Here is a 14464-nt window from a genome sequence, read left to right on the forward strand (position 1 = left end):
GGGTAGGGCGCGATGTCCTATACACTGGCGTGGCGCCGCCGGAGCGAGAGCCTGGTGGCATCGCATCACCTTGAGGGGCTATGGCGCAGCTGGTAGCGCGCCTCCATGGCATGGAGGAGGTCTGGGGTTCGAATCCCCATAGCTCCACTCCGGGCCGTTCTCAAGACGGCTCGAAGGGCGTTGACGAGATCCCGCCCGGTCACCTCGACCGGACGGGATCTCGTCTTTTCTACGGCGACGTGGCCGCCGACGGCCGCTTTCGGCGACAAGGCGACCGAGGGAGGGGCGGGGCGCGTCTGTCATCCGCCGCCGGGTACGGCCTCCACCCGGCGGGTCACGACAGGCTCCACCGGTCCATGTTCCAGGTGATGGTCGACTGGGCGGGGTTCGGGACGACGTTGCGGATCGCCTCGTCCCACGCGCTCAGTCCGGGGTGCTGGAAGAGCGGGATGGTCGCCACATCGGCCCAGAGTTCCTTCTCGATCTCCCCGATGATCGGGTTCTGCGCGGCCGGGTCCACCGTCGCGTTCAGTTTCCCGATGAGCCTGTCGACCTTCCCGCTGGAGTAGCAGCCGTTGTTGTTGCCCTTGTTCTCGCCGTCGCACTTCGTCGGCGTGGTGTAGGTGGAGGCCCAGCCGCTGATCAGTGAGGAGGCGGACCAGGCGAACAGGGCCACGTCGTAGCCGTTGGCGGGCATCACGGTACCGAAGAAGTCCTCTGAGCCCTTGTCGACGACCTGGAAGCCCGCCTTGTCGCAGGCGTCGATGATGAGCTGCACCTCGACGGTGCGGCGCGGGTTGGGGGTCTGGTAGCCGATCTTGACCTGGACTCCGGTCTTGCCGGCCTTCGCCACGAGCGCCCTGGCGCCCTTGATGTCCTGCCGCCCGTGGACACCGGCGCCGCCGGCGGCGGCGATGACCGCCGCGGCGTTGTCCTGGAACGGGGCGACGTTGCGGATCTCCAGAGGTCTGGCGTCCGGTACGACGGGTTTGATCAGGTTGTCGACGATGAGCTGCCGGGGCACGCACTTGGCGAAGGCGGCGCGCAACCTCCTGTCCTTGAAGGGACTGGAGTTGACGTTGAAGTCCAGGTGCTCGTAGGTGTACTGGTCGGTTATGTTGACCCGCACGCCCTCCAGCGCCTTGAGTTGATTGAGCACGTCCGGGCCCGGCTGTGGCTCGATGATCTGGACCTCGCGATTGTGCAGCGCCTGGGCCTGCTCGTCCAGGGTGATGAAGCGCTCGATGATCGTCGGGGTGGCCGCGGGGGTGCCCCACCACCGGTCGTTGGCGACGAGGGTCAACGACTGGCCGGCGTCCATCTTGGAGAGCTTGTACGGGCCGGAGGAGGGGATCAGTTCGGCGGGGGGCAGCGCGATCTCGGAGACCCAGCCGTTGTTGAAGAACTTGACGGCCTTTTCGAGCTTCCGGGCGTCGGTCGCCTTGATCGCCGCGATGAACTCCTCCTCCGACAGGTCGCCCTGCCTCTCCACCACGTGGGCGGGGAGCAGTTCGGTCGCGCCGGGACCGCCGGCCGCCCAGTCCGCGAAGGGCCTGTCGTAGACGAGAGAGAACCTCTTGTCCCCCTTGTCGCAGGCGGGCAACCTGGTGTCCTCGACTCCGACGGTGCCGGAGGTGGAGAAGCCCTTGATCTTTCCGGACTTGAAACCCCACCAGAGCAGCACGTCGTCGCAGTCGATCGGCGTACCGTCCGACCAGACCGCCCTGTCGCTGATCGTGTACTCGACGGTCAGGGGGTCGTCGGAGGTCTTCCGGTAGGTGCCGAAGTCCGTGTCGGGCGTGATCGCGCCCCTCTCGCCGTAGAACCAGAAACCCGTCAGCACCCGCTGCAGGGGGCCGGTGTTGCGCATGGCGTTCTCGGCGGCGGTGTTGTTGTTGTAGGAGTGGAATTCCTGCTCGTAGGCGTAGGTGATGCTCCTGGCCCCGGCGGAGACCGTGTTCGAGGTCGTGGGGCCGTCCGCCGCGCCGGCGCCGCCGCAGGCGCTCAGTACGCACACGCCCGCCACCAGTGCGGCCGGGAACCTGCCAGACGTCCGCGCATGGAACACGCTAGAACTCCTTAGTCATCCGACATATGATCACCTATCGGCCTCAGTACAGCAAAGCTGAGCATCATTATTCTTTCCTTGACAAGTAGGACAAGCCGGGTGTTGTGCATCTGAGATGGGTGCCGCCTGAGTACCCCTGCTCCGGTATGGCGCCGCCTTTGGTCTGGTTTTTGCGGATATTGATACGGCGGGCGCCGTGCCGGGGTGTCACCCCGGCACGGCGCCCGCCGATGTATCACGTACTCACCGACCCCCCGGCCCGCACAACCGCCACGGTTTCCGCGGCCGATCGGCCGGGCTCCGGCGGATCTCAGTTCGGCGGCGTCAGGTTGACGAAGGCGCCGCAGTTGTTCGGCCAGGCCGGGTTCCCGCCGGTTCCAGGCTCGGGGGCCACGACACACGTCGTCTGGGCGATCTCACCGCTCAGGCTCCGGACCGTGACGTGAAGGTCGTTGCCCATCACCGCCAGGGACACGCCGGTCACGTTGAGCGGATAGCCTCTCAGCGGGGAGAGGTCGTGCCACCGGGGAAGCGTCCGCGGGTCCCGGACGGACGTCGTCCCGTCATCCGAGGTCGACGCGACGAACTTGTTGGCGCCCTGGAACTCCGTGTCGACACTCGATGTCGAGCCGGTCAGGCCGCGCGATCCCTGGGAGCCGCGTGACCCCTGCGGACCGCGTGGCCCCTGTGTGCCGCGCGCTCCCTGCGAACCCTGCGGACCGCGGAACCCCCGATGGCCGCGCCGGCATATGCAGTGGTGCCGTACCACGCATCCGCAACGCCGGCAGTGCCCCCTGAAGCAACCTCCGAGACGGAGAGCCGATCCTGTGGCACGGGAGGCGAGATCGAGGGCCGGAGTCGTGAGGCCGCCGTTGACGGCCGGATGAGAAAGGACGGTTTCCACTTTTCCGGTAGCGGCGCCGGCCGGCGTCTGAAGCATCGGCGTCATGAGAACGCCGAGCGCCGCCGTCGCGACGGCCCAGGCTCGTGCGCGCCTGCCGGGGGTAATGCTCGAAAGCCGTCTGTAACCACTGGAAGTCATCTTGCTCCATGTCGTTTTGTGATTCCGGGGAATCGACTCACATCACCGCGATGGGCGGCAAGCAGGGGTTACCCGACAGGGAATGCGATGACCCTTCGATTTGATGAACGCCGGTTAAAGGGGTTTCTTGGTAACGGAAAAATGTCTGCGTTGCCCACCGAAGAATCTCGCTTTATATGTCGAGTCGCGCTTTCATCATTAATTATCGAGATAGCGGTTAATGGTCGACAATCAGATGGTTCTGTGTGTTTTATTGAGCTTTTGGGCTTTATGTGGTGATTGTCGGGTTAATCGCGGGGGTGCCGGTGTTCATCCGGCGGTGGTGACCGGGGCGTGACGCGGCGGGCATCCTTGGAGGGGCGAACGGGCGGAACGGGCCGCCCGGCGGGCCCGTGGCCGGCCCCACAGCCGGATCGGCCGCGGGCCGGACGGAGGAGGTCGCGTGACCGGTCAGAAGGTGCTTCCGCTGGTGGTGCGGGTGGAGCGGGCGGCTCCCCCGGAGCGCACCGACGCCCTGGAGGCCGCCGCGCTCGCCGTACTGACGCTGCTTGACGACCCCCGCGCCACCGGCGACGGAGAGTGGGCCGAGCAGGTTCGCGCCTGGGAGCGCATCGGGATCAGGAAGGTCGTACGGCGGGCACGCGGGGCCGAGTGGCGCCGGGCGCTTGACCTGCCCGGCGTCACCGTCGCCTCCGGCACCGCCGAGGTCCGTGTCCACCCGCCGATCCCGCTGGACGCCTGGCCCAGGGATCTGGCCAGGCTCCAGGTCTCCGGCCTCGATCTGACCGATCAGGCCGAACCGGCGCCGCCGTCGGGGGATGTGGTGCTCTGGATCAACCCGGCGCTGGAGATGTCCGCGGGCAAGGCGATGGCCCAGGCCGGGCACGCGGCCCAGCTCGGCTGGTGGGGCGGTGACGAGCACGCCCGGCGGGCATGGCGGGAGCGGGGGCTGGTGTCCGCCGTACGGACCGCCGACCCCGCCGGATGGGCGGGGTTGGTGGACACGGGCCTGCCGACGGTCAGGGACGCCGGATTCACCGAGATCGCGCCGGGATCGCGCACGGTCGTCGCGGACGCCCCGTGGCTGCGTGGGGGAGGTTTCCGTCCGGTGGGTCCCGGGCCGCTCAGGTCAGCCTGACGATGTCGGCGAGGACGCCGCCCTCAGGGGTGAGCCGTGCGCTGGACGGGCTGTCGTAGACCACCAGCAGGTGCTCGTCGTCGAGGACGGTCAGCCCCTCCGCGTGGTCGCACCCGGCTCCGTAGGGCATGTTCATCACCGGCTCGGGGGCGTGCTCAACGGAGGGGCCGTCCCCGGGCCGCCAGCGCAGCACCTGGACCGGGCCGTCGAGATCCATGGTCGGCCCGGCCAGGATCAGCAGCCCGTCCCGGTGCGGGCACAGGTCGCGGATGCCGAGACCGCCGAGGTTGAGAAGATGTGTCCGGTACGGCCCGCCGTCGATCGGGGCGAGCCGGAGCCGGTCGGGACGGCGGGGATCGCTCTCCGGCCGGAGCTCCAGGAGCACCGCCCAGCCGCGGAGCACGGGGCCGCGCAGGCCGACGAACACGCGGTCGCCGAGGACCGCGATGCCCTCGACATCCAGGCCGTTGTCCTTGCCGGGGATCTTCACGAAGGGGGCCAGGCGAGGGTCGTCGGCCATCAGGTCGGCCAGGTTCCGGCCGGGACCGGACAGGATCGCGGCCGTCCGGCGGCCGTCCGCCTTGACCGGGGTCGAGCCGATGAGCGGTAGCCGTACCAGGATGTAGCGGTTCTCCTCACGGATCACGGTGCCGAGGCGGCGGCGGGCCTTGTCGGCCGGGTGGTCCCTCCTGGCGCGTCTGCGCTTGAGGCTGTGCGAGCCGATCGCCCACAGCCACCCGTCGGTCCGGGCCAGGCCCTCGATGTCGGCCTCGTCCTCCGGCCCGGCGGGCAGGTCCACGAAGTCGGCCAAGGCGAAACTGCGCTGATCGTCGTAGCGGCCCTCGCGGAGCGTCAGGTGCTCGACGGTGGCGGTCTCGTCACCGGCCAGCCAGAGTCCGGCACCGTCGGCACGGACGGCGGACAGGTTCGTGTGGGTTCTCGCGTCACGGGAGGCGACGTGGAAGCGGAGCTCTACCTGGCGTTCTGCAAGCACCGTCGAATCATGGCAGGTAATCGCCAAGCCGCACGGATCGGGCGACAGGACGGGTGTCGGGAGGGCACTCGTTCCCTAAGTGTGATGGGGATCGCGCACGAGAAAACCGGATTTGTCGTACGCTCCCGATCGTGCTCGATGGGTTGGGTGGGACTCAGGGGACCCGGGGGACGGGTTCTGTGCCGACGTATGTGACTGCTGAGGCGGATACGTCCGACTTGCCGAAAATTGTCGTTTCGCGGCCACCGAAATCGTCGGTGAAACGTTCCCGTATCGGTGACCTGCCCATGCGCGTCATCTACCGGCTGCTTGCCGGGTTCACCGCTGCGGTTCTGGCCGTCGTCGGGATCGTGGTCGGTCTCGTCTACGCCGGCTCCTCCGGTCAGCTGGGCGAGATGCCCGCGCGGCAGGTCGCCGCGCCATCTGCCGTGGCGCCCTCGCCCGGTCTCGGCTCCCCGCCGGCGGCGTCCCCCACGGCCTCGGCGTCCCCCACGCCCACCGTGTCGCCCTCACCGGCCGCCGTTCACGACCGGAAGGTCGTACTGGCGGCCCTGGCCGACCCCCGCATTCCCAAGCTGCCCCGCGATCGGCGGCTCGGCCCGTTGCCCGGCAAGAAGTACAAGACCAAGCGCCGCCTGCGGGACGCGAAGTCGGGTGTGTCGCTGATCCGGTTCGGCAGGCCGTGGAAGATCTTCGGGGCCTCGCCGTTCTCCACCAAGCAGGTCCTGCCAAAGGCGAAGGGCGCCGGTGTCCGGGCGATGCTCGTGACCTGCCCGGTGCCGATCCAGGCGCAGAAGAGCCTGAAGGACACCGCGTTGCTGGCCGCCCGCTGGACGCTCAACCACCACCCCAAGGGTTCCAAGATCGCCTGGACCGCCTCCCAATCGATCAAGGATGGCTGGCTCCTGGCCTACCGGGTGAAGTATCGGGTCAAGGGCAAGTCCCGGCTCTCCATGGCCGCCGTCGCGGTGACCGAGGTCCCCGGCACCCGGCCCGCCATGATCTTCGTGACCATCCCCGACGCCCAGCACAAGCGGTGGCGTGACATCAACACCGCGATCTCCTCGATCAGGTTGAAGTAGTCACCCTCTGGGCAGGAATCGCGTTATTCGCATGGCTTAGTGAAACTCGGGGGAATTTCATGGCCAACCTCTTCGTCGTCGCCTACGACGACCTCGGAACCGCCGAGAAGGTCAGGGAGAAGCTGCTCGGACTCCAGCGGGAGCGGCTGATCCGGCTCGCGGACGTGGTCGTCGCCGAACGCAGGGAGGACGGCAAGATCAAGCTCCACCAGGCGCACAGCACCACCGGTACGGGCGCCGCCGGCGGGGCGCTCTGGGGCGGACTGATCGGACTGATCTTCCTCATGCCGCTGCTCGGCATGGCCGTGGGCGCCGCCGCCGGCGCCGCGGCGGGCGCGATGACCGACGTGGGAGTGGACGACGGCTTCATGAAGGAGCTCGGCGAAGGCCTGCAGCCCGGTGCCGCGGCCGTCTTCGCGCTCGTGGTCGAGGGCACCAGGGACAAGGTGATCGCCGAGCTCGCACCGTACGGCGGGCAGCTCGTCAAGACCTCGCTCAGCGTCGAGCAGGAGGAGCAGTTGCAGAACGCTATGAAGGCGGCCGGCTGGACGCACGCCTGAGGGTGCCCGTCTCCGGGGGTCCCCACGGTCGGGGACCCCCGTGGTCGTGGAGGGGGAAGTCGTGGAGCGACCGGCGTCTCAGGATCGTAAGGGGCCCAGCGGCGAGGAGCCGGGCAGGGACGACGAGCCCAGGCCATGGCGGTCCGAAGGGCTGCCCGCCAAGCCGCCGGCCCCGCAGCGCCCCAGGATCAACTGGTGGCGCTTCGCGCTCACCATGCTGCTGGTCTACGCCGGTTTCTTCCTCATCTCGTCGTTTCTCGACGGCGGCACGGTCGAGACGATCTCATACACCCAGTTCACCCAGCAGGTGCAGGCGAAGAACGTCAAGGACATCTACGCCAAGGGGTTCTCCATTCAGGGCGAGCTGAAGAACGCCGCCCGCGACCCCGACAGCGAAAACCGCACCTACACCCGGTTCTCCACCGAGATGCCGGTCTTCGCCGACCAGCGCCAGCTGTATCAGCAGCTCACCGCGGCGGGTGTGGCGATCAAGGCCGACCCGGTCGCCGGCGATCGCGGCTTCCTCGTGAACCTGCTGCTGTCGTTGCTGCCCGTTCTGCTGCTGGCCGGTCTGTGGATCTGGTTCATCCGGCGCTCGGCGGCCGGCATGCCGGGTGGCCGGGGCCCGGGCGGCTTCGGCGGGCTGGGGGGCATGGGCAGGTCGAAGTCGGTCACCCCGGTGGACGCGGACAAGGTAAGGGTCGACTTCGACGACGTCGCGGGCATCGACGAGGTGGAGAACGAGCTCGCCGAGATCGTCGACTACCTCAAGGAGCCCGGCAAGTACCGCAGACTGGGAGCCAGGTTGCCCAAGGGTGTGCTGCTCACGGGCCCGCCGGGCACCGGCAAGACCCTGCTCGCGCGGGCCGTCGCGGGTGAGGCGGACGTGCCGTTCTTCTCGGCGAGCGCCTCGGAGTTCATCGAGATGATCGTGGGGGTGGGCGCCTCGCGGGTGCGAGAGCTGTTCGACGAGGCGCGCAAGGTCGCCCCATCGATCATCTTCATCGACGAGATCGACGCGATCGGCCGCACCCGCGGCGGCAGCAGCGTCGGTGGCCACGATGAGCGCGAGCAGACCCTCAACCAGATCCTGACCGAGATGGACGGTTTCAGCGGCTCCGAAGGCGTGATCGTGATCGCCGCCACCAACCGCTCGGAGATCCTCGACCCGGCACTGCTGCGACCAGGCCGGTTCGACCGGACCGTCGCGGTGTCCGCACCGGACGCCGAAGGCCGGGTGGCGATCCTCAAGGTACACACCCGGGGGGTGCCGCTCGCCGACGACGTGAGCCTGGAGCGGCTCGCCAAGAACAGCCCCGGGATGACCGGCGCCGACCTGGCCAACCTCGTCAACGAGGCCGCGCTCCTCGCGGCCAAGCGATCCAACCAGAAGGTGCACACCCGTGACCTCGCCGACGCCCTGGAGAAGATCCAGCTCGGTACGGCCCGCGCGATCGTGATCCCGGAGGAGGAACGCAGGCGCACCGCCTACCACGAGGCCGGTCACGCGCTGCTGGGCATGCTCCAGCCCGGCGCCGACCCGGTCAGGAAGATCTCGATCATCCCGCGCGGCCGGGCGCTCGGCGTCACACTCTCCACACCCGACACCGACCGCTACGCCTATGACGAGAGATATCTGCGGGGCCGGATCATCGGAGCCCTCGGCGGCATGGCCGCCGAGCAGGTCGTCTACGGGATGGTCACCACCGGCGCGGAGAACGACCTGGAACAGGTCACCGCGATCGCCCGGGGAATGGTCGGCCGCTGGGGCATGTCCCCCAAGATCGGCCCATTGACCATTCTCCCGAACTCCGGTGACGGCCACCCCGTCGCCGCTCCGGCCACTCTCGCGGCGGTGGACGAGGAGACCCGGCGCATCGTGGACGAGTGCTACGAGATCGCCCAGGACGTTCTGAAGGAGAACCGCGACCGCCTGGACGCCGTCGTCACCGCCCTGCTGGAACACGAAACCCTGGGGGAGGTCGAGGTCTACGCCGCCGCGGGACTCTCCCGCGGCGCCGCGCCTCCGCCACCCCCATCGGATTCGTCCTCCGAACTCCACAGCCCCACCTGACGGACCCGGCCTGTCCTGCTGTGCCTCGCCCTCCGAGGGAGGTCGAGGGCCAAGCCGCCATGGGACTTCCCGTGGTACCGATGATCAGGAACCTGTGAGGAGGAGCGGCCGGTGGAATCGCGCTAGGCTCGATCGGCGTGACCCAGATCGTTCTCGCCTCAGCCTCGCCCGCCCGGCTCGCTCTGCTCCGCAGCGCCGGACTCGACCCCAAGGTGATCGTCAGTGGAGTGGACGAGGAGGTCGTCACCGCCGACAGCCCCGGTGAACTCTGCCTCGCCCTGGCTCGGGCGAAGGCGGTGACGGTGGCACGGGACCTCGCATCCGGTCTGGTCATCGGCTGCGACTCTGTCCTGGAACTCGACGGGCAGGCCTACGGCAAGCCGCTGTCGCCCGAGGACGCCGTCGCCCGCTGGCGGCTCATGCGCGGTCGCGAGGGCCGCCTGCTCACCGGTCACTGCGTGATCGACGCCGCCGACGGCAGAGAGGTGTCGGAGGTGGGCGCCACGGTCGTGCGCTTCGGCACCCCCAGCGACGCTGAGATCGCCGCGTACGTCGCCACCGGGGAACCCCTCCGGGTCGCCGGGGCCTTCACCCTGGACGGCCCCGGAGGCTGGTTCGTCGACGGCATCGACGGTGACCACGGCAACGTCCTGGGCATCTCCCTGCCTCTTCTGCGCAGGCTTCTCACCGCCCTCGGTGTCTCGGTGCCCACTCTCTGGCAGCGCGCCTAAGGGCTTCCGTACCGCCGTTCCCTCACCGTGCCTCCCGCCTTCCGCCTCCTCCACGGCGAGACGTCTTACACGTCTTGCCCGATGAGACCTCCCGTCCCGCTCTCCGCTCCGAAGTCCTGTCCCGTCGTCTCTTCAGATCGTCCGGATGGGACCTTCCGGCCGGTGGCGCTTCCGGGTCGCTCCTCCAGCGTGGGACCTTCCACCTCGCACCCCTCCGTCCAGGGTCCACGATCCCGCTGCCGCACTCGGAGATCCCGGTGCCTGGATGCTCCTGAGCCCTCGCGGCGGGTGCCCACCCCTGTGGGGGCGGATGCCTTCTCCTCCTGCATCTGCGGGGACAGAGAGCCGGGTGCCCATCCCTGTGGGTGCGGATGGACGGCGGAGCGTGGGACGGGAGGTCCCCGGCGCCGTCAAGCGGTGATCCACCGATCCGGCTAACCTTCCGGGCATGGGTCATTTCCGCTCCTTTGCGAACGGCATCGGGTTCTTTTTCCAGGGACTGGGCTGGGTCGCCCGCAACCCTCGCTGGTGGCTGTTCGGGCTGATCCCCGCTCTGATCGTTTTCGTGTTCTACGCGGTCGGCCTCTACTTTCTCGGCACCAACGCCACCGCCTTCGCCGGATGGGCGACGCCGTTCGCCGACGGGTGGTCCGAGGGGGCCAGAACGGCCCTGCGCGCACTGGTCGGGCTGGCCGTCTTCGGCGCCGGTGTGATCCTGTCCGTGGTGACCTTCACCGCCGTGACGCTGATCCTCGGCGAGCCGTTCTACGAGAAGCTCTCGGAGAAGGTCGAGCTGACCTACGGAGAGTTGCCGAGCGGACATGAGGTCCCGCTCTGGAAGTCGATTCCCCGCTCCATCAAGGACAGTCTGGTCACCCTCGGATACGTGTTGCTGTTCACTGTTCCTCTGTTCTTCCTCGGCTTCACGCCGGTGATCGGGCAGACGGTGGTGCCGGTGCTGGGAGCCCTGGTCTCGGGCTTCTTCCTCACGGTCGAGCTCACCGCGCTGGCCATGGAACGCAGGGGGCTGGCTCGCGGGAGCCGTTTCGCGGTGCTCCGCGAGAACAAGGCCTCCGCCCTCGGATTCGGGGTGCTGATCTTCCTGATCTTTCTTATCCCGCTGGCCGCGGTGGTCGCGATGCCCGCCGCCGTGGCGGGTGCGGCGATCATGGTCCGGACGCGATTGGTGGTGGCCGGCCCGCTCCCCGGCGTTTCGGGTGTGGATCCGGGCATTCACCGAAGAGCGTGACCGCTCACGGGTGGATGACACGGTGTCGCCTTCCTCCCTTCCTCCCTTCCCCGTTCCCGTCCCAGGAAGGTCGGTGATCCGTGGGATCGGCCAGACCCCGATCATGCGCCACCGCGCCCCGCACCGGCCGCTCCTGGCCGGAAACGGTGGATAACCGGAGACCGTCCACAGGGCTTCGAAGCGAAGGCTGTGGAAAGCCGGAAACTATCCACAGAATGCGGTTCGGTGCTGAAACGGGGCCGGGACTCAGGTGAGGCTTCCGCCCATGACAACCGACACCCCGTCCTCTCCCGTCTCGCTCCGGCCGCAGCCCAGCCTTCTGCTCAGCTCCACGGAGGACATCCTCGGCGCCGTGCCGTACCTCGTGGGATTTCACCCTGCCGACAGCCTGGTCGTCATCGGGCTGAGAGGAAATCCGCCCAGGAGCCGGTTGCACCTGACCGTCCGCTGGGATCTGCCGCTGGCTGATCCGGGCCTCGGCCGGGTCGTCCCGCTGCTCGCCCAGGAGGGGATCACCCAGGTCGTCGTCGTCGGATACGGTCCGGGGCCGCTGGTGACCCCGGCCGTGGATCTCGCCGTCGCCCTGTTTCGGCGAGGTGACATCACACTCGTCGAGGCACTCCGGGTGGAGGGGGGCCGCTACTGGTCCTACCTGTGCTCCCGGGCCGACTGCTGCTCCATCGACGGCACGCCGTACGAAAGGAAGGCCGGTGCCGTCGCCGCTCAGGCGGCCGTGCAGGGGCTGGTCGCCCTGCCGGACCGCGAAACCCTTGAGCGGTCACTCGACTCTGTCGGCGGGTCCGCCAGGCTGGCCATGCGCCGGGCCACCGCCCGTGTCACGCGGGAGATGAGGGACGCTCTCGCCGGACGCGGAGAGGGGGAGTTCGTGGCGGAGTTCGTCGCGGCGGGAATGGCGCGAGTCCACTCGGCGATCGATCTCTACGCCTCCGGTGGACGGCTCGACGACGAGGCGGCGGCCAGACTGGGTCTGGACCTCGCGGTGATCCGGATCCGTGACGAGGCGTGGGCACTGGCCGTCGGGGGCACCCGCAGCGTTCACCTCGGGCTGTGGCGGGACCTCACCCGGCGGCTGGAGCCGAGGTTCGTGGCCCCCGCCGCCTCCCTGCTCGGGGTGGTGGCCTGGTGCGGGGGCGACGCCGCCCTGGCCGGCATCGCGCTGACCCGTGCACGTGACATCGATCCCGACTACTCCATGGCGAACCTGCTCACGCACGCGCTGCGTCACCTGCTCCCGCCTGAGGTGCTCAACAGCAGGATGCCGAGCTCCGAGGAGCTCGGCAGGGAGATGGGCAGCCCCCGGATGGCCTGGTTACTGCCCATGGTCGCCCTGCTGGAGGAACCGGAGGTCCCAGCGGGATGACCGATCAGCTCTCGGCGCGCTTACGGCGCTCGTTGTAGGCTCGCATCCGGGCGGGATAGCCGGTCAGCTGCACATCGTAGACCGGAAGTGCCAGGTCACGGGCCACTTTGCGGATCACCGCAGGCGAGCCGACCCGGCGACGGGTCCACTCGCCGTCGTCCGCGATGGCCATCGCGGTGGTGTCGGTCGCGAAGGTCTCCGGTTCCACATAGAACTCCACGCCACGACGCGACTTCGCGAAGTCGATGAGTGCCTCGACGTCGGAATCGGTCGCCTCACGGTCGAACTTGGCGATCTTCGGCCCGCGTAGACGCCTCAACCCATAGCGATCACGCCATCTCATGTCTCCCTGTATACATCTCCTGGTCGTGTCTTGGTGCAAGTCCAGGGGTGACTCTAAGGGACATCCAAGGGTTCATCCGGATAGACCGCTCACAAGTTGTTGCTCAGGATTGACGTAAAAGCGGCGACGAAAGGGATGCCGATCCCATGGCAGGCACAGCGACACCGACGGCGCACTCATGGGGCGAGAGTGCGCCGTCCCCCGGCCCGGGGCTCGGCCACGCCGGGCTCCGGGTGAGCGACCATGATCGGGAGCAAGTGGTCGAGCACGTCAAGGCCGCCTACGCGGAGGGGCGGTTCGACAGAACCGACTTTGATGACAGGCTGGAGCGGGCGATGACGGCTCGCTTCCACGGTGATCTCATGCCGATCATGCACGAGCTGTACGGCTCGCGCCCGATCGCGCCCGCGCCGTACCCTCCAGTGCCGGGCGGGGTGGTGCCCGCGGGTCACGACGCGCGAGCGGACACCGGGGGAGAGCGCTTGGGCGCGGCGGCGGCCCACCTGCTCCCGCTGGCCGGCCTGCTCGCGCTCGGTCCGCTGATCATGTTGCTGGCCGCCGGGAAGACCTCGCCCCACATTCGCAGGCACGCGGTGGAGGCGCTCAACTTCCAGCTCACACTGCTCGGCGCCACCCTGGTGCTGACGATCACCTTCGTGGGCCTGGTGCTGACGCCCCTGCTCTGGATCGGAGGCGCGGTGCTGTCGGTGATCGGCGGCCTGGCCGCGCTCGGCGAGGGTAACTTCCGCTACCCGCTCACGCTCCGCCTGGTGAGGTAGACCGGAGCGATCGCCGGTCAGTTGCCGAGAACCTCGTACTTGACCCGCATCACTCCGGCGGCGGTGTCGCCGATGGCGGAGAAGGCGGCTCTGGACAGGTCGAGACAGCGCCCGCCCACGTACGGGCCGCGGTCGTTGATCCTGACCGTGACCGACTCGCCGTTCGCGGGATTGGTCACCCGGACCTTGCTGCCGAGGGGCAGGCTCTTGTGCGCGGCGGTCATCGCGTTCGGGTTGAACTGCTCGCCGCTGGCCGTCATCTGCGGTTCCCCGTAGAAGGAGGCGCCACAGGTCCCGGTTGAGATCACGTGGGTCTTTGGCTCTGGGGCGACCTTGGCCTCGCCGGTCTTGCCGATCTTCGACGTGCTCTTCACCGCGGGGGTGGCGGCGTCGGTCGGTGTGGCCGTGGCGGAGGGCCTGATTGTGGCCCGGGGCGCGCTGGACGGCCCCGTCGTCCCCTTGGCTGCTCCCGGTCCCGTCGTTGTGGCCGGGACGGTGGTGACCGAGGCGGTCGCAGCCTCGGGGGTGGTGGCCTGATCCGTTGTGCCCTCGGGCCGGACGGGTGAGACCGAGGCTCTCCCGCCGGTGGCCGGGGAGTTCCCGACGGTGCTCGCCGGGCCGTCGGAAGGCACGGCGGTGCCGACCGGGTTCCGGGCTCCGCTGAGGCCGGCCGCCGTCCACGGGGCGTTGCCGGAGGTGGAGAGCGCCCAGACGCCTGCCGAGACCGCCACGGCGGCGCCTGCGGCCAGCACGGCCAGACGCCGCCTGCCTGGCCTTCCCGGCCTCGGCTTTTTCGGAGGGGATGTTCGGGGGGTGCGGGGAGACGGAGTGCGAGAGTGCAGGCCCAAGGGAAACCACGGTCCAAGGTCGGGGACAGGACATGGGAGGGCCGTACGGGGCGGGGGAGACGGGGGATGCGCGCCGACCGGTCCCATTGGCGGGTCACAGGGGTGCTTCCCGCCTAAGGTGGGCCGACCATATGCGACAAAGGAATAGTAAAACCATGTTAATGGGATATAAAGT

At 68.8% G+C, this 14464-nt stretch carries 13 protein-coding genes and 1 tRNA gene; 9 read left to right on the plus strand and 5 right to left on the minus strand.

All coding sequences use genetic code 11. The annotated features are described in order from the left end of the window. The first annotated feature begins 74 nt into the window (after positions 1-74). A tRNA-Ala gene (locus tag ABZ194_RS14405) sits at positions 75-147 on the plus strand. 187 nt (positions 148-334) lie between these two features. Here ABZ194_RS14405 and ABZ194_RS14410 read toward each other — a convergent pair. Both ABZ194_RS14410 and ABZ194_RS14415 read right to left on the minus strand, forming a co-directional pair. Next, positions 335-2068: an ABC transporter family substrate-binding protein gene (locus ABZ194_RS14410; RefSeq protein ID WP_355596093.1), complete on the minus strand. Its 1734-nt coding sequence runs from the start codon at positions 2066-2068 to the stop codon at positions 335-337. Positions 2069-2378: 310 nt separating this feature from the next. Further along, complete coding sequence (locus tag ABZ194_RS14415) at positions 2379-2552, minus strand: hypothetical protein (protein WP_355596095.1); 174 nt, start codon at positions 2550-2552, stop codon at positions 2379-2381. A gap of 1000 nt (positions 2553-3552) precedes the next feature. On the opposite strand from ABZ194_RS14415, the gene ABZ194_RS14420 reads away from it, so the two are divergent. Beyond that, the gene (locus ABZ194_RS14420; RefSeq protein WP_355596097.1) at positions 3553-4248 is read left to right on the plus strand and encodes a peptidyl-tRNA hydrolase; all 696 of its coding nucleotides are present in this window, start codon (positions 3553-3555) and stop codon (positions 4246-4248) included. Here ABZ194_RS14420 and ABZ194_RS14425 read toward each other — a convergent pair. Continuing rightward, positions 4235-5242: a DUF3616 domain-containing protein gene (locus ABZ194_RS14425; protein WP_355596099.1), complete on the minus strand. Its 1008-nt coding sequence runs from the start codon at positions 5240-5242 to the stop codon at positions 4235-4237. The two genes, ABZ194_RS14420 and ABZ194_RS14425, sit on opposite strands and share 14 nt — an antisense overlap. Before the next feature lie 257 nt (positions 5243-5499). Between ABZ194_RS14425 and ABZ194_RS14430 the strand changes: the two genes are divergently transcribed. The 6 genes from ABZ194_RS14430 (at position 5500) to ABZ194_RS14455 (ending at position 12319) form a co-directional block, all read left to right on the plus strand. Then, a complete protein-coding gene (locus tag ABZ194_RS14430; protein WP_355596101.1) occupies positions 5500-6324 on the plus strand; it encodes a hypothetical protein in 825 nt (274 codons plus the stop codon). Positions 6325-6383: 59 nt separating this feature from the next. Then, positions 6384-6884 (plus strand): DUF1269 domain-containing protein, encoded by a 501-nt coding sequence (locus tag ABZ194_RS14435; RefSeq protein ID WP_355596103.1) that lies wholly within the window; start codon positions 6384-6386, stop codon positions 6882-6884. Between the two features lie 61 nt (positions 6885-6945). Further along, a complete protein-coding gene (ftsH, locus tag ABZ194_RS14440; RefSeq protein ID WP_355596105.1) occupies positions 6946-8958 on the plus strand; it encodes an ATP-dependent zinc metalloprotease FtsH in 2013 nt (670 codons plus the stop codon). A gap of 137 nt (positions 8959-9095) precedes the next feature. Next, a complete protein-coding gene (locus ABZ194_RS14445) occupies positions 9096-9689 on the plus strand; it encodes a nucleoside triphosphate pyrophosphatase (protein ID WP_355596107.1) in 594 nt (197 codons plus the stop codon). A gap of 448 nt (positions 9690-10137) precedes the next feature. Next, positions 10138-10938, plus strand: a complete 801-nt coding sequence (locus ABZ194_RS14450; protein ID WP_355596109.1) for an EI24 domain-containing protein — start codon at positions 10138-10140, stop codon at positions 10936-10938. Positions 10939-11203: 265 nt separating this feature from the next. Continuing rightward, complete coding sequence (locus ABZ194_RS14455; protein ID WP_355596111.1) at positions 11204-12319, plus strand: DUF4192 domain-containing protein; 1116 nt, start codon at positions 11204-11206, stop codon at positions 12317-12319. A 4-nt stretch (positions 12320-12323) separates the two neighbouring features. On the opposite strand, the gene ABZ194_RS14460 is transcribed toward ABZ194_RS14455, so the two are convergent. Next, positions 12324-12662, minus strand: coding sequence for a hypothetical protein (locus tag ABZ194_RS14460; protein WP_355596113.1), 339 nt, complete (start codon positions 12660-12662; stop codon positions 12324-12326). A gap of 146 nt (positions 12663-12808) precedes the next feature. On the opposite strand from ABZ194_RS14460, the gene ABZ194_RS14465 reads away from it, so the two are divergent. Next, on the plus strand, positions 12809-13441 hold the full coding sequence (locus tag ABZ194_RS14465; protein WP_355596115.1) for a DUF1707 and DUF4870 domain-containing protein: 633 nt from the start codon (positions 12809-12811) through the stop codon (positions 13439-13441). Between the two features lie 17 nt (positions 13442-13458). Here ABZ194_RS14465 and ABZ194_RS14470 read toward each other — a convergent pair whose 3' ends face one another. Continuing rightward, positions 13459-14193 (minus strand): septal ring lytic transglycosylase RlpA family protein, encoded by a 735-nt coding sequence (locus tag ABZ194_RS14470; protein ID WP_355596117.1) that lies wholly within the window; start codon positions 14191-14193, stop codon positions 13459-13461. Positions 14194-14464: the final 271 nt, after the last annotated feature.

Source organism: Streptosporangium sp. NPDC006007, from assembly GCF_040614315.1.
In the GTDB taxonomy this organism is placed as follows: domain Bacteria; phylum Actinomycetota; class Actinomycetes; order Streptosporangiales; family Streptosporangiaceae; genus Streptosporangium.